The sequence below is a fragment of the Paraburkholderia jirisanensis genome, assembly GCF_054782355.1.
Genome location: NZ_BAAGSQ010000002.1, coordinates 251,474 through 275,068 on the forward strand (window position 1 = coordinate 251,474; position 23,595 = coordinate 275,068).

At 59.9% G+C, this 23,595-nt stretch carries 19 protein-coding genes; 4 read left to right on the forward strand and 15 right to left on the reverse strand.

All coding sequences use genetic code 11. The features are described 5' to 3' along the window. Positions 1–2: 2 nt before the first annotated feature. From ACYVNQ_RS01555 to ACYVNQ_RS01565, 3 genes are read right to left on the reverse strand one after another with little or no spacing between them, the layout of a single operon-like run. Positions 3–1,172 (reverse strand): Rieske 2Fe-2S domain-containing protein, encoded by a 1,170-nt coding sequence (locus ACYVNQ_RS01555; protein WP_460900376.1) that lies wholly within the window; start codon positions 1,170–1,172, stop codon positions 3–5. After that, positions 1,165–2,766, reverse strand: a complete 1,602-nt coding sequence (locus tag ACYVNQ_RS01560; protein ID WP_460900377.1) for a GH3 family acyl-acid amido synthetase — start codon at positions 2,764–2,766, stop codon at positions 1,165–1,167. The genes ACYVNQ_RS01555 and ACYVNQ_RS01560 overlap by 8 nt, the downstream gene beginning before the upstream one ends. Further along, the gene (locus ACYVNQ_RS01565; RefSeq protein WP_460900378.1) at positions 2,766–3,812 is read right to left on the reverse strand and encodes a fatty acid desaturase family protein; all 1,047 of its coding nucleotides are present in this window, start codon (positions 3,810–3,812) and stop codon (positions 2,766–2,768) included. The genes ACYVNQ_RS01560 and ACYVNQ_RS01565 overlap by 1 nt, the downstream gene beginning before the upstream one ends. Before the next feature lie 62 nt (positions 3,813–3,874). Here ACYVNQ_RS01565 and ACYVNQ_RS01570 point away from each other — a divergent pair, with 62 nt between their 5' ends. After that, positions 3,875–4,795: a lipase family protein gene (locus tag ACYVNQ_RS01570; RefSeq protein ID WP_460900379.1), complete on the forward strand. Its 921-nt coding sequence runs from the start codon at positions 3,875–3,877 to the stop codon at positions 4,793–4,795. Here ACYVNQ_RS01570 and ACYVNQ_RS01575 read toward each other — a convergent pair. Together ACYVNQ_RS01575 and ACYVNQ_RS01580 are read right to left on the reverse strand one after the other, a co-directional pair. After that, positions 4,783–5,913 carry a hypothetical protein gene (locus ACYVNQ_RS01575; RefSeq protein WP_460900380.1) on the reverse strand — a complete coding sequence of 377 codons (1,131 nt, stop codon included), beginning with the start codon at positions 5,911–5,913 and terminating at the stop codon, positions 4,783–4,785. The two genes, ACYVNQ_RS01570 and ACYVNQ_RS01575, sit on opposite strands and share 13 nt — an antisense overlap. Then, positions 5,903–6,631, reverse strand: coding sequence for a hypothetical protein (locus tag ACYVNQ_RS01580; RefSeq protein WP_460900381.1), 729 nt, complete (start codon positions 6,629–6,631; stop codon positions 5,903–5,905). Before ACYVNQ_RS01580 ends, ACYVNQ_RS01575 begins: the two co-directional genes overlap by 11 nt. 64 nt (positions 6,632–6,695) lie before the next feature. On the opposite strand from ACYVNQ_RS01580, the gene ACYVNQ_RS01585 reads away from it, so the two are divergent. Then, positions 6,696–8,165 (forward strand): fatty acid desaturase, encoded by a 1,470-nt coding sequence (locus ACYVNQ_RS01585; RefSeq protein ID WP_460900382.1) that lies wholly within the window; start codon positions 6,696–6,698, stop codon positions 8,163–8,165. Next, a complete protein-coding gene (locus tag ACYVNQ_RS01590) occupies positions 8,162–8,686 on the forward strand; it encodes a YrhB domain-containing protein (RefSeq protein WP_460900383.1) in 525 nt (174 codons plus the stop codon). Before ACYVNQ_RS01585 ends, ACYVNQ_RS01590 begins: the two co-directional genes overlap by 4 nt. An 80-nt stretch (positions 8,687–8,766) precedes the next feature. On the opposite strand, the gene ACYVNQ_RS01595 is transcribed toward ACYVNQ_RS01590, so the two are convergent. The 7 genes from ACYVNQ_RS01595 to ACYVNQ_RS01625 all read right to left on the reverse strand — a co-directional run bounded on the left by ACYVNQ_RS01595 (position 8,767) and on the right by ACYVNQ_RS01625 (position 17,102). Then, positions 8,767–9,231: a hypothetical protein gene (locus tag ACYVNQ_RS01595; RefSeq protein WP_460900384.1), complete on the reverse strand. Its 465-nt coding sequence runs from the start codon at positions 9,229–9,231 to the stop codon at positions 8,767–8,769. A 169-nt stretch (positions 9,232–9,400) separates the two neighbouring features. Next, a complete protein-coding gene (locus ACYVNQ_RS01600; protein ID WP_460900385.1) occupies positions 9,401–9,664 on the reverse strand; it encodes a PAAR domain-containing protein in 264 nt (87 codons plus the stop codon). 89 nt (positions 9,665–9,753) lie between these two features. Continuing rightward, a complete protein-coding gene (locus ACYVNQ_RS01605) occupies positions 9,754–10,161 on the reverse strand; it encodes a hypothetical protein (protein ID WP_460900386.1) in 408 nt (135 codons plus the stop codon). A 16-nt stretch (positions 10,162–10,177) separates the two neighbouring features. Next, positions 10,178–10,585 (reverse strand): hypothetical protein, encoded by a 408-nt coding sequence (locus ACYVNQ_RS01610; RefSeq protein ID WP_460900387.1) that lies wholly within the window; start codon positions 10,583–10,585, stop codon positions 10,178–10,180. A 2-nt stretch (positions 10,586–10,587) separates the two neighbouring features. Then, positions 10,588–12,195 (reverse strand): type VI lipase adapter Tla3 domain-containing protein, encoded by a 1,608-nt coding sequence (locus tag ACYVNQ_RS01615; protein ID WP_460900388.1) that lies wholly within the window; start codon positions 12,193–12,195, stop codon positions 10,588–10,590. Further along, the gene (locus ACYVNQ_RS01620) at positions 12,192–14,288 is read right to left on the reverse strand and encodes a T6SS effector phospholipase Tle3 domain-containing protein (protein WP_460900389.1); all 2,097 of its coding nucleotides are present in this window, start codon (positions 14,286–14,288) and stop codon (positions 12,192–12,194) included. The genes ACYVNQ_RS01615 and ACYVNQ_RS01620 overlap by 4 nt, the downstream gene beginning before the upstream one ends. 12 nt (positions 14,289–14,300) lie before the next feature. Beyond that, positions 14,301–17,102 (reverse strand): type VI secretion system Vgr family protein, encoded by a 2,802-nt coding sequence (locus ACYVNQ_RS01625; protein ID WP_460900493.1) that lies wholly within the window; start codon positions 17,100–17,102, stop codon positions 14,301–14,303. Positions 17,103–18,055: 953 nt separating this feature from the next. On the opposite strand from ACYVNQ_RS01625, the gene ACYVNQ_RS01630 reads away from it, so the two are divergent. Further along, positions 18,056–18,391: a hypothetical protein gene (locus ACYVNQ_RS01630; RefSeq protein WP_460900390.1), complete on the forward strand. Its 336-nt coding sequence runs from the start codon at positions 18,056–18,058 to the stop codon at positions 18,389–18,391. Positions 18,392–19,033: 642 nt separating this feature from the next. On the opposite strand, the gene ACYVNQ_RS01635 is transcribed toward ACYVNQ_RS01630, so the two are convergent. The 3 genes from ACYVNQ_RS01635 to ACYVNQ_RS01645 form a co-directional block, all read right to left on the reverse strand. Then, entirely contained in the window at positions 19,034–21,403 is a 2,370-nt protein-coding gene (locus ACYVNQ_RS01635) for an alkaline phosphatase family protein (RefSeq protein ID WP_460900391.1), read from the reverse strand. Positions 21,404–21,598: 195 nt separating this feature from the next. Continuing rightward, positions 21,599–22,531, reverse strand: coding sequence for a diacylglycerol kinase catalytic domain-containing protein (locus tag ACYVNQ_RS01640; RefSeq protein ID WP_460900392.1), 933 nt, complete (start codon positions 22,529–22,531; stop codon positions 21,599–21,601). Next, entirely contained in the window at positions 22,528–23,565 is a 1,038-nt protein-coding gene (locus ACYVNQ_RS01645; protein WP_460900393.1) for an SPFH domain-containing protein, read from the reverse strand. The genes ACYVNQ_RS01640 and ACYVNQ_RS01645 overlap by 4 nt, the downstream gene beginning before the upstream one ends. Positions 23,566–23,595: the final 30 nt, after the last annotated feature.

The following is a 23,595-nucleotide window of genomic DNA, read 5'->3' on the forward strand; positions in this document are numbered from 1 at the left end:
CTTCACAACTCGAAGCGCATGGGCTTCTCGCCGCAATGTTCGTCGGCCAGGGTTTCGCCGCGTTTCACCGCATCGAGCAGACGGTCAATCGACCGGTGCACGGCATCCGCACGTACGTTGTGCGGCCGGAAATCGGGCGCGTTGTCGAGCCCCTCGCGGTGCGCGCGCATGATCCGCACGTCTTGCTGGATCACCAGATGCGTGTAGAGGCGCAACAACGGCCGCAGCGCCCGCAGCAGCCAGCGCGGCAACCGGAAGCGATAGGCGATGTAGGTATAAACGCGCGAGCTGCGCGCATCGATCGGCGTGATCTGGCTGACGATCAGGAAGCCGGAACGTTCGCCCCATCGATACTCACAACGTGTCACGTTCGGCGCGATGAAGCGGTCGGTATGTGCGAGCGGCACGCGGTCGGGATTGGTCAGCCAGTCGAGACAGAAGCCGATGCGGTCGTCGCCATCGTGATAGGTGACTAGCACGCTATCGGGACGTGTGGTCACGGTGGCGTCCATCGGCTTGCCGCGATTGCTGCGGAAGATGCCATCGTGCACGAACACCGTATGCGGCACGTCCATGAAATTCTGCGCGAGCATGCCGATGTCGCCGTCGAACGTGTTGATCATGTAATACGACTGCCACGGCGTGGTATCGCGCAGCGGCATCCGGAAGATCGCTTGCGCCGCCGCATCGCCGTTTCCAAGGTAAGCCCAGACGAGGCCGTCGAGCACCTGCACCGGCAGCGCGCGTTGTCGAAACGGATAGTCGCGCGGTGCCGCGAGCGGTCGCGTGCCGTCGATGCTCGGCACCCGCACGACCTGCCCACTGCCGTCGTAGCACCAGCCGTGATATGGGCAGACGAGTTGTCCGTCGTCGACTTTGCCGGCCGACAACCGCGTGCCACGATGCACGCACTGGTCGATCAGCGCGGCCACGTTGCCGTCGCGGTCACGGAACACGACGATGCCGATGCCGAGCACTTTCGCACGCAGCGGCTTGTCGCGACGCAGTTCAGACTCGGCGCAAACGACAAACCATTGTTCGTGCAGGCCGTCGGTTTGCCCGTGCGCGCTCGTGTAGTGCTCGTGACGACAGCCGTCAGCTGGCCCGGAAGCTGGCGCTACTCCGTCTGTCTGCTCCGCTTCGGGTATCAAGGCGATCGTCCGCTTATTCATGCTGCCACCATTCGCTCGTGCCGAGCACAAGTTCGGCCAGCGATAGCCGATTGACAAGCGGGCTTGGCTTGACGTCGCCAGCACGAATGCCAGAGCGCTCCGCCGCATGCTGCAGCAAGTCGCCGAGTTGCGCCGGCGCATTCGACAGCCAGCGCACACGCAGCGGACCCAACTGACCGATGCGGCGCGCATGCGCATAGTGAAAAATCTGCTCGAGCCGTGTTTCGATGGTGACGCGCAGCATTTCCGCGTTTTCTCGCGGCACACCCGCCAGCAGCATCACGTATTGCGGGACATCCGCGTGCGCATCGGGAACGAGGCAGGCACTCGCCCCGCTCGCGAACACGGGAGCGAGCGCATCGCTCACCATGCGCTCGTCGAGTTTCTCGCCGACCAGGTCACAACTCGCGCCCGCGCGGCCCATGAAGGCAATGCACGGCGTGCGCCCTATGAACCGCGTTACGCGTACTCGATCGCCAAGCGCGTAACGATAAAGACCGGCGCCCGTTGTCAGCAGCACGGTCGCCTCATCGCCAGGCGCGAGGCCTGAGACATTGCAGACACGGCCATCGTCGAACACGAACTCGAGATAGTGGCTGCCGATCGCGAGCGGACAGCCGTCGCCTTCGCCGAACGGAATGCTGACGACGCCCTCGGTGGCGAGCAGCCCTTTCGGCAGCCACTGCACGGACGCCGCGAACCGCGTGCGCAGCGATTCGGCATAGACACGGCTAGGGCCGTCCATCCAGCTACTCACTGCTGCCAGCCGCGGCCACAACGTGTCGCACCGACCGCACGAGATCGCTTGCCGCAACGCCGCCGCGCGCGGAGCCGGCAGGTTTGCCTCGATCCATTCGAGATCACGCGTGCTGTCCGGTTCTTCCGGCGAAAACAACGGGCGCAGCAGGCTCGTCAGGAACGTGGGGCTCCAGACGCTAAGCATCGCCAGCGTCTCATCGGCCGCCAGCGTGCGTAGCGTCTGCCGCCGCCAGGTGGTGGCGTCGCCGTCGAGCTGCGGCACCAGCAACGTGGCTGAGAGCGCCGCCGCGCTGCTGTCGCCGAGATAATCGAGATCGCTAGCCGAGCCGATTGCAATGCCGTTCGGCGTCGTGCCTGGACTCTGCAACGCAGGCGACATCGACCAGTACGCACGGCCTGTCATGATGTCCGGATACTCGCGAGCCATGCCGGCGAGCCAGACGATCATCGCCGCCTGCAGTTCGCGCAGGAACGCAGGCGTATAGGGAATCAGTTTGCTGCGTGCTGTGCTGCCGCTCGTGCGCTCGAAGAACGCCGGCCGCTCGCGCGTGAGCACCGGCTCCGGGTCCTGCGCTGCGCGTTCGAGCCAAGGCAAGAACGCAGCCGTGTCGCGGATCGGCAAGCGCTCACGAAACTGGTCGACAGACCGTATCTCCGCGAAGCCGTGTTGCCGCCCGAACGCGGTATCGCGGCCAGCTTCGATCAATTGTGCGAGCCTGCGCGCCTGCACCGTGCCCGGCTCGTCGAGTGCTGCCTGCCAGCGTTCGACGTCGGGCTGCGCCGCGCGGACGAACATGCCCCACGCATCGGACGGCTCGAAGGTCGTGGCGTTCATCAAAAGTAGGTCTTGTCGAGTTGCGAGAGATCGTCGGGCAGTCGGCGGGGCGGAAGGAAGATACCGAGCCAGCCGTACCAGAGCGGCCGTGTCTCGCGCGGCTCCGACGCCGCATGCATCTGCTGCCAACGCAACGCAGGGTGCCGGTGATGCGTGAGGTTGTAGTTGAAGTTGAGAAACAGCCACCGCACCGGCCGAGGTGCACGCAGGTTATAGGTCCCTTCGACCACGTCGAGCGGCGTACGCATGTGGTAGACCCATTGCAGCGACGACCACAAGAACGCAAACGCCACGTAGCTGATCAGCAAGACCATCGGCGACCAGCCGAGCAGCCAAGCCAGCGCAAGCCAGACGATGATGCCGCCCAGCGTCTCATAGCGGATGCGCCGGAAATCGGCGGCGCTGAATTCGCCGAATGCGCTGGCATAGGTGTTGTTGCCGCCGTGCATCGACCAACGTTCCGTGACCGAGGCGGGCAGCAACGCAAGCAAGATGCTGCCGAGGCACGCGCCCAGCCAGATGCCACCGAGAATCGCGAGGTAGTACTCGACGCACTTGCGGGCCAGCGACTCCTCGGGCAGCGCGAAGTCGGCACGCTCGGCACGGGTGCGATTGCGGACATGGTGGCCGAGATGGTTCACGTGGATCAGCGTCGCGGCGGCGCCGAACATCGTAGAGGCCCAGACCATCATCGTATAATTCACGCCCGGCCGACGATGCGCCGAACCGTGGAAACACTCGTGCATCATCGAGAACACGCCCTGCATCACGAGACAGAACGGTACCAGCGCGAGCCACTTGATCGAACCCGCATCGGTGTGCGAAAGCCACGTCAGCGTGCCTGCCCAGGCGCAGGTCTGCAACGCGCAGATCAGCAGGTTCGCCCGATCGTAGCGTCGGGTCTGCGCCGCGTCGGCAGGGGCGGTTGGTAGGCTCATGACTCGAAATCGAGTTGAATTGCCCGGAGAATACATCAGATGCACAAACGACCGGAAACGTATCCTGCGCGATGCCTGATCCCTTTCCTCACGCCGCACGTCACGCATCGTCACATCGACCTTCGGATGATCGCCGCGGTCGGTCAGGACGTCGCGGAACCGACGCGTTGATGCCGGGCGAGTGGGCGCCTGACGGTTTCAACGACTGGCGGACGTTCTACCCTACAACGCCTTTCCGCCCGCAGGAAGCCAGCCTCGACCTGACGTCGCGCTTCATCGAAAGCTGGATACGCAACACGGCGCGTTTGCCTGTCACCACGACGATCGTCTTGATCGCGGGACTCTATTCGGAATGGTTACCTGGCTGCCATCGCGCCGCGCGCCAGACCTTATGCGCGGCGGGTTATCCGGTGCTAACGGTGCCGGTACGTTCAGCACGCGACGTGTTCGACCAGGGCGCGCATATCGCCGCGTTTCTGCGTGCGCGCTTGCCGATATCGGGAGACTTCGTCGCGCTTACGCACAGTAAGGGGGGCATCGATACGCTGGCCGCCTTGATCGGTGATCCGGCGTTACGTGCGCGTTGCAAGGGTATCGCGCTGGTGCAGCCGCCTGTGGGCCCGTCGACGATCATCGATGCGATCTTTGGTGAGTCTGTGGGCAAATCCGGGCCGGTGGTGAGCGCATCGGTGACGGAACGTATCGCGCGCCGGTTGCTGAGCTCGCGCTGGGCGGCCGGCGGCACACGCGACATCAGCAGCCGGCGCGACCCGCGTGTCGGCGCGATGCTGGCCGAGATTCCTGACGACCTTCATCTCGTGCATGCGGTCAGCTGGTCGATTACTGCGTCGACGCGCTTCGATTCGCATCACGCGAAGCTGAATGGCTTTCGCCCCGGCTGCGCGCACGACGGCCAGTTCTACCTCGAGCACCAGGTGCTGCCGGGCCATCCGCAAATTTGTCTGCCGCGACTCGATCATGGCCAGCCCGTGATCGGAGGCCTCGGTTTCGACGTAGGTCGTTTCTGGCTCGCGCTTGCCGATCTATTACACATAACGCGTGGTGAAACCCGCGGACCTCAGACCAGATAGATCTCGAAGCCGGGAATGGGATCGGCTGACACTGCAACTTCTGCATCCCCGGTCGGCAGGGTGTACAGATCCATAGGGGTGCTCGCATGACGGTAATGCCCCATCGCGGCCCAAAGCGGATCGCCGTCGTACAGGCACAGCTGCATCAGCGCATGTTGCTGGCGCAGGCGGCGCCAGGCAGCGTCGATCAACGCCGCAAAGATCGACGGCTCGCGCTCACGAACTTGCAGATGCGTGAGGTACACATCACCCAGCGGCTCGCCGGGCGCCGCGATGCGCGGCCTGTGCAGCAGCGGCGCGAGCCCATTGAACACGGCGCGCACGGCACGTAGCGACAGCGGCAGGCGTTCGAGCACGATGCGCTTGATCGCGGAAGCATCCCAAGGCGCGACGCACCCAACAAGCCTGTTGCGCGCGTCGAACGCCAACAGGAACGATCCGATGCCGAACGCGGGCCAGGTGTCGAGGCGGCGGGCGAACTCCTGTTCAGAGAACACGCAGCCGAATGGTTGTTGACGCGATTGCGCATCGAGGAACGCTCGCAGCGCATCGGCATGATGCGGCTGTGCCTCGACGATGCGCACTCCGGCGGGTACCCGGTTTGAATCTCGCAGGCCACGCCGCGCATAGACGGAGACGTTCTCGTAACCGCGCCAATGCGCGAAGCGTAGGCGGCTCGTGCGCCGCGATTGCACCAGCGATTGCACGGCCAGCCGGTTGTCGCGAATCATGCAGCAGTACGCGTGTTCGACGCCAGCTTCGCTTCGCAGCGCGGCCAGGCGATCGCGCACCACGCTCATCCATTCGCGCGACAGGTGCCGGTCCGGCATCAGGCGCAAATCACCAAGGTAGGCCACCGGCCGCGCTGCGCCATCGAGGTAACCATCGCGCAGGACCAGGCTCGCGATCCCCTTCAAGGTGCCTTTTTCGTCCTCGGCGCACCAGACTTCATGGGACGGGCCGTGGCAACGATGCAGCGCGAAATAGTCGGGCGCGCGATCGAAGCGCATCGGCAGGCTTCCCCGCATCGCGTGACGTGCCTGAAAGTCGAGGATGCGCGGATTGTCGTCGGGCAGCGCCTGGCGGATTTTCATGGGCCGTTGCTGTTCAAGCGCCATCGAATAACCGCCGCGCGAGCGGCCGCAGGTTCGCCGCCGACAATTCGCAGAGGCAGACGAGTTCGTCGCCGCGCGCGTAACCGGGGTTGCGCTGCAGAAAATACGCGACGTCGCCGATACGGCGGTGCGCGTCGGGTACGCTCACAAGTTCGGGCGCGAGCCTCCCTTGTGGCACATCGAAGGACAGGATGCCTGCCGCACGATCGTAGGCGCGGCCATAACGCTCGGTCGCGAGATGGTCGAGCAGATCCTGCGCGGCAGCGTCGGCCGAATTGCTCCCATCTGCCGGAGCGTCGGCGCGCGGCAGGTAATGGCGGGCGAACGCGCCGAGATAACGATAGGTGCGATGCCCCTTACAGATCAGAAACCAGTAGAGCGGCACTGCGGGCGCGGCGCGCCGAACCTCGCCCGCATGGCGAATCCACGCGAAAGCCAGTTGCTGCGTGCCCCAGTGCGTGGGGTCGATAATCGTGTCGCCCGAAAACATCACGCGGACCAGCCTGTCGCGCCAGCGCGTCTCGTAAAGCTTGAGTGTCGAGAATCCCTGGATCGTCCCGTTGCCGTCGCGCAGGACAATGCAATGCGTCTTGTCGCGGAGATCGTCAAGAAAGCGCGCGGGAGCCGTGTCGCGATACGAGGCTGCGTAGAGCGAAAACATCCGCTCGACTTCGTCGGAACACAAAGCCGCACGCTCGACGACACTGGCGCGCAGATCCATCGCATGTCTCTCCCGCTTTGAACAGCTTGTTATCATAGCCGCTCGCTCGCGCTTGGCCCCGAACATGGTACTTGCCTCACCTCGTCCCGACGCTAACGTTGTGCTGCTGTCCCGGCCCTGGCTCCTGCTCGCGATCTACCTGGCTGCCACAGGGCTGTTCTACGGTTTCGTTACTCATTTTCCACTCGGCCCCGTTGAGCAGATAGGGCACGGCACGCTCGACGGCGCGATCCCGCACTGGTCGTTCACCGTGCCCCTCTACCTCAGCTATCTGCTTGTGATGCCGGTGCTTGTCGCCGTGGGGCACAACCGCACGTGGCTGCTGCCGGCGTTTTTCGCGGGTGCGCTCGCCGCCGTCGTCTGCCTGTTCTGCCATCTGTTTCATCCGACTGAGGTCGTACGGCCCGACGCAGTCGATGCTTGGCTCGCCTGGCTGTACCGGATCGATTCGCCGCTGGCCGCGTCGCCGAGCGGGCATGTTGCGCTGCCCGTTGCGATCGCGGTGGTGCTTGCCGGTTTTCGTAAGCGCATTAGTGCGATGTTCGGCGCCTGGAGCGGGCTGCTAGCCGTGACAGTGTTGACGACCGGACAGCACATGGTAGCGGACGTCGGCTACGGAATCGCGGTGGGACTGATCGCGTCGGCGGCCACACTTCTGCTGCTGCGGCTTGATGTGGATCTGCGGACCATGAGTGCGCTGCTCACCGAATGGGGCGTCGTTGTCATCACGTTGCGGCTTGCCGTCGTAAGCGGTGATGGTTACCTGTATGCGCTCGCCGCGCTCGTGATTGCGACGCGGCAGAATGCGCTTTTTATCCTCTATCACGACGCGACGCATTACCAACTGACGCGTCGCCGCCGTGCCAACGACTTCCTGATCAATACCGCGATCGGCGTACCCGGTCTCGTGCCGGTCGAGTTCTATCGCCCGCTGCATCTGGCCCATCACCGCGAGGTTGGCACGCCGCGCGACCCTGAGCGCCAGTTTCTTTATTACGCACAGCCTTGGCAGTTCCGGCCGCTCGACGCGTTCGCACTCGCGCGGCAACTGCTCGGTGATCTGCTGGTGCTGAATATGGTCCGCAACATGGCAGCCTATCGGCGCTCGAATCCGCAACCGGTGCGCTTAAGGATGCCGTTTTTTGCCGCATCGGCGGTCTGGATTGCGATTGTCGCGACACTGGTCTCCATCTGTTCGGCGCATACGCTCGCGATCGTCGCGCTGCTGTGGTTCGGGCCTCTGCTCACGCTTTCGGTGATGATCCAGAAGATCCGCAGTATGGCTGAGCATAGCGGCGGCCCTTTTGAAACGCCGGGCTGGGCCGACTGGACCTATTCATGGCGCGTGGGTTGCCTCGGACGCTTGCTGCTGTGGCCGTATCACATCAATCTGCATGTGCAGCACCATCGCAGCCCCGCAATTCCGTGGCATGCGCTGCCTGGCGAGATCGGGCAAGACGAGGCGCGGCTCGATTCAGGCGAGTTGCTGCCGCTGTTGTGGGAGAGACGCGATGCGAGATCGACATCGATATGACTTGGACACTTGAACAGGCAGCACAGCGGGCGCAGCAAATCATTTCCTCCTCATGTGCCGCAAATGACACAGCGATCATTTGCGATGCAACCCGGGAGTTCGATGTCGGTTGGGTGTTCTTCTATCAGTCGTCGCGTTTCCTCGAAACCGGTGATATTCAGCATAGTTTGACTGGAAACGCACCGTTGTTCGTTAGCCGGCAGGACGGACAGGCGGTTTTTATCAGTTACCAAAGACCCATTGCTGAATCCATCGACGCGTACCGCGCATGCGGAAATCCGAACGCAAGTGAACAACCGCAGATAAGGCTTACCGGGTGGTCAGCAGGCGCAAACAAAGTCCGGGCAATCGAGTTGATTCGCCAGCATTCGCGTCTCGGTCTTGCAGATGCGAAGCGCGTCGTTGATCGTTGTCTCGCGTTAAGCGAGGCGACCGTTATCACCATGGACGTGCCGTCAGCAAAGCAACTCGTGTTCGCACTAGCGGAGATTGGGTTTCTTGGGGAGATCGTCTACAAATGATCTGGAAGCCTTGTCCGCTTGGCGAGTGAGCGTTGGGGGAGGATGTGAATCCGTTCAGGTTGATGCGTGCCAGCAGTGGGTTAGTTCGAGGCCGCTTTAGTCCTGACTACGCCAGGTTCACCGGTTTGCTTGAACATGTCGTCCATCAAATCCTGGACGACGCCGTCGGCGTTTGGAAACTGGTGTAGGACGGAGTTTTTCCAATGCCCAGATGCGATAAGACCACCGCTTGGCGCCTTGTAGAAACGAATGTCCATCGAGCGCAGATACATGACAACGTCCCAGAACCAACTGTCGGTATAGCTCACATTCATGTCGGCTTTGTCGCATGCGGGCGCCAGTGTCACCGACACGCCGTGGTTCTCGAGGTTGCGTTGGATTGCTGCGTCCATGTCCGCAGATCTGCCGCCGTGTGCGGTGAAGCATGCCGTGGTCATCGGCGAGCCTTTCGCTTGAGGCCCCGCGGTGACGTTTTGAGTGGTGGAGCATCCAGGAAGGATGATCAACGCGGAAACCGCCGCGACCAATGAAACTAGAGTGCGCATGTTGTTTTTCCGATTGAATGCAAAGACAGCACTCTGAATATCGGCAATGGCAGCTAAAACTTGAACGGACGGCGCCAGCCCGTTGTCAACCTGGCGCTGACGAGAGAGGCTGAGATAACGTTGTACGTCGTCTTTGACGGTTTCGGTGGGGCTCGTTTTTTATCTGGCGTTAAGAGCGGCCCGACGTCGTCGAGCTCGCAATTAAAGTCGCGCCACACGAGGTCTTATGACCGTGGAATGCGACCGCTCGGCCATTTATCTGTACCTTGTCGTCCCCCTCGATAATCACGCAATTGTTGTGGCCCGACTTCGGGCAAGTACATTTATCACCCACGCATGCAACAGCGCGGCCCATAACAACGGATTTGTCCTGCCCCGTCACAACCTTTCCACCGTGGCTGGTGGAGTCGCCTATACGAATTACGCCGCGCATGAACGATCCCTCTGGCCGTCACGTGACGTGACCGGCCCCTGTCTACATTCACTTACTGCGAGACACACCCTGGCAAACAAAAGCGCCGCTCAGGCAAAGTTGCACGAGTGCGGGGACACGAAAATCCACGTGATCACGGCGGCCACCATGTAACCCGCGACGATTCCGATCGCGAATCGTAGCCATGCAAGACGAAACGCGGTATATCGACAAACGATGAAAGCCACTGCTATGTACGCAAGGAGCGCGCTCCAGAACAGCTCGGGTGTCTCGACTGCCGCAATGCCGACGCCGCCAACGCCAATGAGAATGGTCCATATCACTGCTCCTGCAAAATCGCGGCAGTAGAGACTCGAGTAGCCGAGAAACGCAAAACCCGCGATGACCGTACCTGCTACCACGAGCAGGAGAAATCTTCCCCACATGGAAGTGGTGCGCGCTTCGTTCTGTGCTGCTGCGCGATCATGAGACTGCGCCTCTTCTGAAATATCAGTCATTTGTATTCGAATGGGTTCATGCAAGGGTGCAAACTCCGTTCGTCCACCCCAGTCCCCAGTCGATCGCGGCACTCAGCGCATAAGTCGCAACGGCAGCAATGGTGAAATTCAAAAGAGTAGGGCGCAGCCGCGTATATCGGGCGATCGCATAGACAACCACGAGGTAGGCTGCGAGCGGCCAGAGAACAACGTCCGGCTCGTGAATAAGTCCAGCGACAGGGAGCCAAAAGCTTGCGAGAATCGTCCAGAACACCGCTGTAGGGAGGCTCTGACAATAGATTGTCGACCCGCCCGCGATAGCGACTATTGCCAGCAAGCCGCCGAGTACTGCGAGTCCCGCGAATCTCCCCCAGAAGGGCTTACCAGGGCTTTTGGCGACGGTGTCGCCTTCTTTCGTGGCCGGATTGTCCAAAGCTTCACTCATCGTCAATTGAACGGTTTCTGATCGGCCGCAGCATTGCGGCTCTTGTCCACATCGTCCGGTGGCGTTACCAAAACCATTTCCGCATTGCCCCTTGCATCCCGGATCACCGCCGCACTCGCCTTCCCGTCCTTGTACCCGGCCATCAGCGAAAGAGCAATCTGCACGACGCCTGAAGTGATTCCGGTGTTACCGAGGCGATAGCCAATGTCGTAACCCTCCTTGACATCCCCCGTGGACGGAGCATCAGGCTCCGTGCCTAGAGCTTGTGTGAGGGGGATCACCGACTGCCGGTTTCCGGTTGTGTCGAAGAAAACGCGGGATGGCTGAGTCGCTGAACCCGTCGCTCTGATCAGGTGTTGCCAGCCATCCTTGAATGCAGCCGCTTGCAACGACTCTCGCAAAGGCTCACCGTGGTCGTCCGTCAGGTGCACCTGCACGGGCCTTTGTAGGTAGCCCACGACCGGCGATTGATCGTATTCCTTGAACTGCCAGGCAGTCCACCGCACAGGCGCCCAAACGTTCGGGTGATATTCGCCCGGCCCTTTGTTCTGAGTCTGTTTCCAGAGATCCGGGACTCGCGAGCGCCACCAGTCAACGGTCATCGTGCCCGGTGTAATGAACTCACTCATTCCCCGCGCCGCTGCCTCCGTACCGTAGTGCTTGTCGAACGCATCGGTGTCGTCCCAGTAGAAATTCCATAGCTTGACGGCATCGTACTGAACTTCCCGCGTATCGACGCTTGCCGGCTCAGTGACCGCAAACGGCCTCAGGCGGTCCACCCGGTCCGGGCACGTGACCAGAAGCGCAACATTGCTGTCGAATACGGCGGGCACCGCGGGGCTGTCTGCGATCAATCCAGAGCCGGGCTTTTCGAGCAACTTCCGGGTCACCATGCCGTCCGAGACAAAAACAATCGCCGCCGGGGCATCGGGATTGGCATCAAAGAACTTGAACACTTCTTCGAGACTCGGACCTGGACCGTTGACCGCATGCTGCGTCATGAACAGGTGAAACGGCAAACTGCCCTGCTGTCGCGCGCCGGCAATCGTGAACGCCGCTCCAATCTCATTTTCCGGATGCTTTGGCGGGGCATAAACCAGAACCGGCAATGGAGTGTAGTCGACTGCCGGCCCTGCCCCAAGCTTGAACGCAAGCCCATTGCGCATCGAAGACAAGGCGGTTCTGTTAGTCCAGGTCGACGGGTAGTCCGAGGCGTTGGTGGAAAGTATGGACGCATGCGTTTGTGCCTTTGCGGCAAAACCTTGGAGGATTTCAACGCCGGTCAGATCGTTCACTGTGATGCCAACGCCGCGTACCTGCAATCGACTCACGGGCTTGCCGCAATCCATCGATGCCACCGCAATCTGCTGTGCTGGCGCCGACGTGGTGGGGGCGGCCGTAGCGGAACGCTTGCCCCCCCAAAGCCAGGCGAACATGGCAACGCCGACGAGCGCCGCGACTGCCAGAAAGAGTTTAACTACCGATGTCATTGTGGGTTGATCCCCGAAGGTAGGAAGGACACGCGGACCCGTTGCATACAAAATAGCCACGGTCGCGATGACTAGGCTGGCAATCGCAAGAATGCGTTTCTGGCTTTCGAAAGCATTCATCGCGACAATCCATTGAAATTCCAGTTCATCGGGGGAGTGACGGGTCTCTCCGGGTTGGCTCGTTGCTCTGTCGTTTCGCTAACCAGGAGGCCTGGCTGACTGGCCGATACCACCGACGGAGGAAGAGTTCCGGTCTTATAGTAGTCGCATGTCTGCACGACGAGGTCATATGCGTCTTTCAAACTCTTCAAATTATGGAATTTAGGCAAGGACTGTAGCTTCTCGATCGGCGTTTTCCAATCCGCAATCGCGGTCCACAGGGCATTCCAATCCTTGCTATCCAGTGTCTTTGCTTGCCCAATGGCGACGTCCATGGATGTTCCCCAACGCTGGTTCCAAGGATCGCGAAGAATAGCGGAATGGTACGAATTCGAAGATAGCACCTCTGAAGGATCGTTCTTGTCCAATGACTGAGGGTTCTGTGACATGCGTGCTCGCGCTTCGTTGGCTGTTTCCTCGCGCCAGGCGCTCATGCTCCCGAAGCCTTGGCCCTGGAACTGGACGTCATTTGTCTGGTCGTCCGGGCTCTTCCCGGCATTGAATTGAGCCTTAAGGCTGTCAGTCGTCGAATCACCTGTGGAAGCGATCGGCTTCCATAGGAACGAAGCATGAGAATTGCCCAGCGCGAGATCCTGACTCACTGCATCTGGCGCCTCCTTGCCGTCTCCGACTACCGCTTCGCCTCCATGCATTCTCGGAGGAAAAGCCGGTTTGAGTTCATCGCCATTGATGTTTCGCTTCCCAAAGTCGGAAATGGAGGTCACCTGAGGCTTCGTTCCCACGAGAGGCGGAGTGGCCGTACCTTTCACCTCCTGCCATGCGCGTTGCCGGAAGTTAACCTTCTCGAGCGCGTTCATAGCGGGATATGTATTGGTCGCACTCTGGGGGCGCGTGTGATTTCCGTCCCAGAAATAATCTTTGGCATCGAGGGTATCGGGAATACCAAACTTTCCGATGCCGCGTACCGTTATTAGTCCCACGGTCGTATCCGATGGACAGAAATACAGGTAGACGCGGCCCCGATTGTCGCGCTCGTCGAACGTGATCGGCTTCCCGTGCAAGTCCTGGCGCTTGCCAGCCTTGGCGGTCCAGTTATGTCCGGCGCGGCCGCCTGACTTTGGGTTCGTGTACACGAGCTCGCTGAGGGCGGGTACCTGGTACGGTGTTTTGGTGCACTCGGTTACGATGTTCACGAGTGTTTGCAGCTTTGCCTGGACCGTCTGGATGGGTGCATGCGACTGCACGACGCTATTCGCCAACCAGTGGTCCTCATTGAATGAATACGGGCTGTCGACAAGAATGATGCAATCGGCATATCGCTTGCCCTGGTCGTGCAACATCGCCTGTGCAAGCAGGGTGATCATGGTCCCCTGGCTGTGCGCCATGACCGTTATCGTTTCGTCGGGCGCTACGGCACGGATTGTCGAAATCAGCATGGCCATCCGTTGCGCAGCCATTACCTGGTAGAGCCTTGGTGGACTCGTGCCGGAATATTGGTAGTTGCTCATCCCGACGTCCATTGCCCGGCGACTCGCGAAAGTCGACTTCCACCCAGGACCGTACATGTCTGGCAGGCTCACCGTCGCGTTGTTAAACATGCCCCCAGCCTTGGCAAAGTGCGCGTCGAGACGATTGCCCCGGACGTCCTGATATTGGCTACGCAGCTTCACCGGATTCCCGGACTTGTCCTTGAGGATGTCCTTGCCGGACGCCCGGTAGCCCCAATAGAACGGGATGAAGACCGAATGCGCGGCCGAGCCGTCTCGCGCATAGAGGTAAGTATCTGGGTCGTTGGCAATCGAGTCGATCTGGCTACCGCTCTTTCCCTTTGCCTTGGCAGCTATCACCGCTTTGTATTCGGCGCCGTAGACGCCCTTCAACATGTCCGTACGATCCAGTCGATCATTAAGTCCCTGACACAGGCCGTCCTCGACCGTTTCATAGTTCGCACCCGGATCATTCACGCCATGTGAAAATATCACTATTCCCGGGAGATCGTTTGGGCGTGCGACGTTGCGATTAATAGTACGGTCGGGCAGCGTCACGCCCGCACCGGAGCCGATCACGTTATTGTTTGCCGTGCTATCTGTCATGGTCTTTCCCGCCTACAGGTCCGGCTGCAAAATATCTACTTTGAGAATTTTCATCCCCTCGTCCTTCACGGTTTGCGTGAGTCCATTCGCGTCGGTGACACCTTCGATGATCTGTCCGTCGGCAGTCGTAATGCGATACGCCTGATTCGCAGCCGGTAGCGGCGCATCCGCCTTATCACCAGTAAAGTGCAAGCGGAAACGTTGATCGGTCGGCTTACCGTTAAATGCCGTCTTCGGCGCGCTTTCAGTCGACGGACCGCCCCATTTGTGAGAGGCCGAAAGCAGGTTGATGTCTCCGTTGGTCCCAAGCGTTACTCCGCCACCGATCTTGATATAGCTACCGTCTTCCGCAACGAATCGGATCGTAGGACCAGTGACGACCACTTCATTCTCGCTACTGCTGATCAGAATGCCCTTTTGCGCACTCGCAGTTAGAGCGTCAGCCTGGGACTGGATGGTGACAGGACCTTCGCCTGCTATTGCCTGAATGCCCTTGCCTCGTGCAAACAATTGCATGCCCTGTCCAGCGGTTGCATTCAGGCGTTGCCCGCTCATCAACTGGAGATGCTGCTGCGCGACCTGGTCGATGTTCTCGCCGGCGTAGGTGACATGTGTCTTGGGCGTCAGGTTCACTGATCCGGCCTGCGCGCCAAATGCCATAAGCGCCTGTGAGCCTGCCGCGGCGCTGCCACTCGTTCCCGTCTGACCCTCGCCGGGTTTCCAGCCCTTGAAGGCCGAGGCGACGGCTTGCTGGCCAGTCGTGTCCGTCGGCTGTCCACCGTGCTGGCCAGCGTAATCGCCCAGCGATTTGAAGAGCTCCGCGCACTCACCGAGCAGTTGAACCAGTTCGTCGCGATCGAGCTGACCGCCGCTTGCCTGCGTGCGCGCATAGGTCGTCAGCAGGATGCCCTGTGCGGCCCGCAACGCCGCGGCAGCGTCGGTACGCAGTTCCGCACCTTCTCCGCGATTCGCGCCCTGGCCGTTATCGCGCGGCTGGGTCATGTACCCCAGATTCAACTCGGAGAAGCCGTGTTCGCTTGCCAGCTGCGCACTGATCTGCGACGGCGTGTCGTCGAGTCTGAGCTGGTTGTATCGTTGGCCCTTGATTTCCTTCGACCGCATCCCAGACAGATAACGGTTGCCGGGCAACGCGCCCGTGCGGCTGAATGTTGCCGGCATGTTGGTCCCGTTGGCGAACACGCCCGCCACGTACATCCTGTCGGGATCTCCACCGAGGCAGTCCAGCAGCACCTCCATGCCGGCACGTGGGACCACGTGCTGCCCGAAGTTGCTGCCGGCCCAACTCGACAGTACTCGCACCAATGCGCTATCGGCTGGCGTGCCGTTCGTGCCGGCGCCCTTGGCATGCTCGTGATCCGCTTCATCAAGTCCCTGGATCTGCACATTGATGCGACCGTACTGATCGCAAGTCACCTCTTCGTTTTGACTGGCGACGACCTTCCCGATGATGGGGTACACGCGTGGCAGATCGACACGCGGATCGTAGGTCGGAGTAAGCGGCGTGCCTTGGGGCACACCGCTGAAAGTATTTTCATAGCGGCTTTGCGATGACCCGTCGAATGCTGTTGGGCGTTCGTGGGTGCTGACCGACACCGGAGGCGTATCCGACAGCCAGCGACTTGCCGTGAAGAGAGACTGCGCGCGCTCGTTCAGGTCTTTGGGCAGGTTGTTTTCACCCGTGTGACGAAGCGATGTGATCACGACGCGGCGCTGCTGCTCTGGCAACTGGTCCAGTTCGGGATGCCCGGACACCGAGATCCAGTAGCCGACGGCCAGATTGCGCACGCCACTTGCGCCGTCGACGCTTGCCGAGCGCGCGCCGTGTGACATCACCCGCGCAATGCCAATGCGCTCATAGTCAGCCCACGAGTCGCCCATATGCGGAGAGTCGAGCCGGGCATCCGTTAGCATCCTGGCGAGGTCATTGCCGGTGGCGCCCTGGTCGACACGCGTTGGCCCCTGCACTTTATCGATCCGGCTCGGCTTGAGATCCCAGCTCGCGCGCCGGATCGAGCCGGGTACCATCTGCCGACCGAACGACAACAACGTGATCGAGTCACGCTCGCCTATGGTCGCGTCGGCATGGTAAGGAACCTTCCCTGCGTCCGCCTGTTTGAGCTTGATCACGTCGTCTAACAACACAAGCGTGTGAAAAGGCTGCGTCGCGACATCGGTGCCATTCTGACTACTGCCGGCGCGCACGAACCACGCAATTCCTTCGCGACGACAAAGGCGCCGGACAAAGTCGGCATCCGATTCGTCAAACTGCACTGTCTGTTCGCGCGCTGGATATCTGGAAGCACTAAGACTTGACACGTCCAGATCGAATGTCGCACCAAGCGTTGCGCTTTTACGCCGCCATTCACTCACGAGCGTCTGAATAATATCGATGACGTTTTTTGTACGGAAGATTCGCGTGTTGACGCGCTTTTCCATAATCGACAACGCGTCGCGCATTACCAGCTGATATGTGGCGAGCGATCCGTCCGACTCGCCCTCATGCGCATCGGTAACGATAGCGCAAATGGAATGCAGCTCTCCCTGGTCGGTCACAAGTTGCACGGTTACCGGCTGACCGAGGAATGTTTCTAACGGCAAACCAGTACTGGTCGAGATGCACGAAAGATGGCCTTCGATCCCACCGCACAGTTCTTCCCTGATATCGATGCGCTGAATCAGCAGCAGCCCGGCGAGTTCTTTCTCGGAGCTGCGCCAAAACAGCCGGAAAGGTCGGCTGTCCTGCGAGGGCAGGGCACCGGTGAATACGCGCTGCAATGCTGACAAGCCCACGATCTAATCCCCGGATGTGGAAATAGCTGTTATGCATAACAAATTTCCCGAAAATTCTTTAAGAGAACGGGCAATCTGCTTTGACTTTGAATTGTCGAATGAACGGCGCCGAAAATAACAGGCTGCCATAAGGCTGTCAAACATCCATGATTTACCGCGTCGCTCTGCAAGACCGTATTTTTTACTTCTGCGGCAAAAGCGGCGTGCATTGGTTGCCAATCTGGCTATGAATGCAGTGCGCGTAAATTGTTGATGACTGTTTCCCAGAGTAACTTTCCGAACGGTTGAGTGACCCCCTCGAGGAAGTTGACGCTGTTGTGGGTCAGTTCATGCCCGTGGCATAGGCAAAAAAGTCAGCCAGCTGCGGGTCATTAAGCGAAACCTGCCGATAGCGGACTTCCTTTCGCATAGTCGGTAAGCCGGCGCAGCAGACTCGGCTCATTGCAAGCAACTCTTTTTTCTCGCCATAAAGAGAGCTCTTTTCATTGGATGCCTTATACGTAGATAAAGCTAGTCGTGCTTGAAAAGAGTTAAAGACTCCTATAGCGAACCAGCTTTATATTTCAAGTCTTGCGCCACGTATAGATTTCAGGAGGGGCGGGTCACCTGGATCACGCCGGACCCACCCAGTTCAGACATTGAAAAACGGGCCCAAAAGCCAAGGTGCTTAGCCTCATTCGAAGCAGCGTTTCCGCACCACTCCAAGCGGCCCCTTTAGCCGATCTTCCCAGGCTCCTTTACCCCGATCCGTCACAACTCGAAAGGCCTCGTGCCCGGCGCCGCGAAAGGCCTTACTGAGCAGGCTTCGTCGCCATCCCACTGTCGTCCGGCCGCGGCGCAGACATGCTGCTCATCCCACTCCCAGTATCCGCGCTCCGACTCATATCACCCGAAACACGATTCCAGGGACTCGACACAGGCTCGCTGTGATAAGTCATCCCAGCGGTTGCAGCACCATGCGCACCACCGCTGCCGTTTCCACCATTGCCATTACCGCCGGCGTACGCAAAGCTCGCAGCGCATGCGCAGAGCGAAGCGACAGCAATACGCGCAAACAGAGCGCTCATTTTCGAATGTTGTTCCATGATCTTTTCTCCGATGATGTCGGCGCGCATTTGCAGCGCCGAAATCTCATATGCCGCTCAAGGGTCACTGGTCGCGTAGCGGCGAAGCGCAAGCAGTTGCTCGCGTCTGAACAGAGCAGCGAGATGCTGCGTCCAGATTTGAAGCATGTGGCTCAGTCGCGGCTCGACGCCAGAAATGACAGCGCCGCAGGCGGGCTAAGCTTTTGACAGTACGCACTCCATGGCTACCCTGGCATCAGCACATTATCGACATCCATCACCATGATGTTGTGATGGCCGTGCTCCGTGAAGGTCGGTAACTCGCCATTGGGTGTTTTCATGCTGTGCTCCCCCTGAGTGACCACGCTTGATTGCGCGGTCCCTGACTGCGTATACGGGGGATATACGCGACCGGATTCATCAACGCGATGCGAGAATCGGTGTGGCCCTATATGTCGGCCTTTCAGCGTGTAGTTGTTTGGGGCGCTAGTGCTGGCCGGCATTCAGCAGCATCCAGATCTGACGCGTCGGCGGCCCGGCGACAATGCGCGCAAACACCCCGCGGCACCGAACGCACGTGTAGTGTCCTTCAACTCGCGCATCTTTTGCCGCGCCTGCGCCGCCAGGCCTCAGGTCCTTGTGCGGAAGCTCCGCCGACGATTTCCCGTACAGGTCAGCGCACTGTGCGCAGGGTTGAATCCAAAGGTCCATTAACGATAGCCAAAATTGCGGATACTACGCGCTCGCAGTGGCCCGCAGCTCCCAAAGTAGCGCCGGACAGCTGCCGGCGGCTGAATATCAGTCCCGTGGTCGACCATCCTACGACTTCTCGCGTTGCCGTCCAAACATTCACAACCAAACAATTCGTCCTCACGAACGGTTCGCTTTCGTCGTACGCTTTCGTCCTTTCGCATGTTGCGGCTGTCCGGAACCGGCGCGCGGAGCGTTGGGCTTTTTGCCTGGCGCAGATGCGTCCACGTTTGATGGTATGGCAATCGGCTTCGCAGGAATCTCGGGCAAAGCGGCGCCTTTCTCGTTGGCCAGCCATGTCTCCACTGATTTTGCACGGTCAACTACCGGCTCCGGCTCTGTCTTTCCGTTGCCCTTCATCGCAAAAGCATGAAGCGCCGATGTTCCACCTCCGATCTCTCCTTCCCGCTGCTGTCGTACAAGCTCCGCATAGGAAACGAGAGCAGTCTGCGCATCGTCGAAGCTTGACGGCGTTGGCTGAGCCTTCTGCGCCATCAATCCCTTTGGTGCAGGTGCCGCTATAGCCGCAGGCGTATCTGTACGCAGCGTTGCTTCTGAAATAGCCGAAGCAAACGTACCCGTCTGATACGCGCCTGCAGCAGGCGTTGTGCGAACGCACATCGCAGGCAACGCCCACTTCTCGCAGACGTAGCGCAAGATGCTGGTGTGGTCGTACTGCGTATGGTCCACCCCTTTACGCACCCACGGAGAAACAAGAATAGTGGGAACCCGTACGCCCAACTGATCGAACGCATAGTTTTCAATATGCTCGTCAGGCGCGACTGTCTTTGGCGGCACGACATGGTCATAGAAGCCGCCGTGCTCATCGTAGGTAACAACAAGCAGCGTAGATTCCCACAACTCCCGATTTGAACGAATCGCGTTGTAGACGTCCGTTATCAGCTGCTCACCCGGTTCCACGCCCGCAGGCGAGTGCTGGTCATTCTCGGCACCATGCAGCCCGTCGAAGTAGCGCGGTTCGATGAATGCATACGCCGGGAAGGCCGACTCGGCTCCCGCGCAATCGCTAAAGAATGTATCCATCCCCTGGAAGCTGTCGGTGAAGTAAAGGCGCTTCAGGTGGGTGAGAACGATGGATTGCGGTATGCCGCCGTGGTAAATCCTCCACGAAATGCCCTTGTCGTTGAGCTCGTCGTACAGCGTTCGCTGACTGTATCGGCCGAAAAACATGCGGACAGTATCGATGGCGCCTTCGGGCATCAATACATCACCGAGGCTGGTGCCACTATGGACGAAGAAACGGTTTGGCCACGTCGGCCCGGGCATTGACGAAAACCATCGGTCGCACACAGTGAACGATTTTGCGAGCGTATGTAGCGCCGGCAAATCGCCATCCTTGAAGTACGCCATCACCTGGTCTGCTTCCGAATCAGGAGCGTCCGGATTCACACGTCGGAACTCATCCACGAAGTGCGCCATGCTGTCTTTAATTTGCGCGATGACGTTAGCAAACTCGTGCGGTACCTTGAAGTCCTTTCCAACAAACGGCGCCGCAGTCGGAGTCTGTTTGCGCGGTGTCTTTCCATTGGCACTGTCGATATTGACGCCGGGATTGTCTGGGTCGACACCGTCGATATTCGAATCAGATTGCCGAAGTACTCCCAGCATGTGGTCGAACGACCGGTTCTCCAGCATCAGCACGACGACATGGCGGATGGGGTCGCCGGGTATCGTACTCGGTACATTGCCCTTCAAAGGCGCGGCGGCAGCAAGGCGCTCGGCAATCCGCAATTTGCTTGTCGCGGGCTCACTCTCCATTTGGCTACGGCGAATGACCCGGCCGAGTCCACCGGCCTTTGCCGCCAGTCGTCGTTGAGCAAGTTCGTCGTGAGCAAAATACTGGCTGTATTGCCCCTTCGCCGGGTCGAAGTAGCCGATATACCCGCCGGAGCTGACACCAAAAGACTTGAGACAGGTCCCGCAGAAGTCGTTGCGAACGCCTTCTTCTTCACTGGGCGTGAAATAGTTGGGCAACACGAAATCGGAAACATTGACGCCATCGATGGCATAGCTCTGCGCCTGCACGGCATCACACATCTCGAAGAAATGGTAGACCGTGCGTCCGGCATCATTCGGGTCTGGGCCCTGTACCAACAGATTGCACTGGGGGTCACCAATCAACTCGAGCGCCTCGTGCGACAACGTGGTTGACCAGTCGTCTCCCAGCGTCTTGCACAAGTCGAGGTAGACGAAGCCATATGGGATGCCGGACAGGTTCCGGTCGTGGAAACCGAGGACGTCGTTCGACGCCGCGGAGTCGAGAATATAAAGAATCGCATCACCGCGTAGTTCTCTCAACTGCGCAAGGTCCGCATCCTCGCCGGCTGGCCCTTCGACACGCAGCCTGCCGCCAAATGCCCAGTAAGGCTCAAAGTCTTCGGCAATCTGCCGGTTGATTGCACGGACGACCCGGTGGATTTCGCGTTCGGCAATACTGCTGGTACGGTTCACGACCGATATCTGATACATACCACCCCCATCTCTTGTTAGTTAGAAGGCGGCCTGACAGGTTTCGAAGGTGCACGGCATTCAACTCGACCGTAGCGGTCGCGTAGGCCGCTAACGAAACTGGCAGGTGGACGCAGTTGTCAGATTGCGCACGGATGTTTATGTGTTAGCCCAAACGAGTGTAGTACCCGGTTCTCAATCGCGTAAAGAGCAGAATCAGATGACAAGACACCCCTGTCTCGCCGCAACCGACACGGTTGCCTCCATTCCGGCTGTGAACCGCAGATAGTCCGCTTCCATCCCATCGGAAAAAATCACGCCGTTTTCCGGCATACGCGAGTGCAGCTTTAGAGGCTCGCGCGCGCCCACATGCCCAAAAACCAGCTCTGCCTTTGAAGCGCGGCTCGGAAACGGCTCCCGCACTGCGAAGGTCAATTCAGGGCAATCCCAGGCTTGAGGTTGATATTGGAAAGTCTCACCGCGTTGCTGCACCGCATGTGCAACACCCATCGATCCCGATACAACGCTTTTCAACCAGGCCGTCGACCCCAGCCCTGTAGAAACGATAATCCCCGACGACGATTGAAATTCGCGCCGCCCGCCGATTTCAATCTCATAGAGTGCTGAAGCATGCGTGCGCGGGCCGATGAACAGATCATTGACAGCCCGCATCACTTGCCCATCGGAGAGTTTGGCTTCCGCCATCGTCACGGCTTTCACCGGGCGACGCCCATGGATGACGTCCGATAACACAGCTCCGAGCGCACTGGGTTCAAACGGCAACAGCACCCCATCCCACCGCGCCGGCTCAGGATTCAACCCAATCAGCGGCTGCCCATCGAGATATTTCATCGAGTTCGCCACCAGCCCATCTTGCCCCAGCGCCACCACAATATCGTCGGCTGCAAAGATAAAATTCGGCAGATAACTCCGATCGACGATCTGATACCGTCCCCACGCTTCAAGCTTACCCAGCGTCAACTCCAGACTACGCGCGTACGCATCATGTTCCGCGAGATAGTCCGAGAAATCCGCACCCAAATGCTCAATGTAGAACTTCGCCTGTGCGAGTGTGTGATGCCGCGCGATCAGGTCTTCGAGCCGCGTGCGACGCGTCACCAGCACGACCTTCCGTGTCTGCTCACTCATGACGCCGCCCGCGCCTGCGCCGCCCCGGCACCAATCAACCCCTGCAGCAACTCAGGCGACACATTCAACTGTCCGATGCGCTCCGCACGCTCAGCAATCCCACCAAACGCCTGCGCGATCAACTGTCCCGGCTGCATTCCCGCCGCTGCAAGTGCATTGACGATGCGCGGATCAGCCTTATCCAGCGCCTGCATCACCGCCGCGACCCGATGCGCCTCCGCTTCAGCAAGCGTCCGGCTGTTATGCGCTTGCCCAGCCACAAACGCCTTCCGCTTTTCCTCGAGTTCAATATCCGCGGCCATTTGCTCGTCGCGCAGTTCATTGTCTTTGCGCATCAAGGTGGCCTTGGCCGCCATCTGCGTTTCGCGAATCTCGCGCTTCTTGTGCTCAACCGCGATATCGGTGTCCAGCTCGTTCTGCCGGATCGCGCGTTCGTTTTCTACGGCCGACATGCGCCGAAGGTAAACCGCGTCGTCAGCGGCTTTGAGGTTGGATTCGCGTGCTTCGGCTTCGAGCGCTCGGGCGATGTCCGGAGTGGGCTTCACCGCCATCACCGACACGCCGAGTATTTCCAGTCCCAACGCTTCAATTTCGGGTTGGGTCGCGAGTCCGCTCTGCACGGTGCGGGCGATCGATGCCGTCGAGCGCAGCGCTTCCTTCAGATCCAGTGCTTGCACGGCCTGTTGCACGATCACCTCGACCTGCATCGCCACGCGGTCCCCCAGTCGCTTCGGATCTTCGGACGCGTAAGACCGGCCGTCTTTGCCCAGCGAAAAATCCATCATCGCAGCGGTGCGGCGCGGATTGCTGACGCGGTACGTGGCCTGGCCTTGCACGGTGACGCTCTGGAAGTCCGCGGTCACCAGCTCGAGGATAAACGGACGGTCCTGACTCGCCACCGGCACCGACACCAGGGTCGACGCAGGCGCGTAGTAAAAAAACGATTGCCCAGCTCCTTCGCGCACCAGCTTGCCGCCGCGAAACTGCATCAGGTGAACAGTCGGCTGTGACTTGATGAATCGAAACCCGAACATGGTCGTTCTCCAGAGTTGTTCTGTGCAACT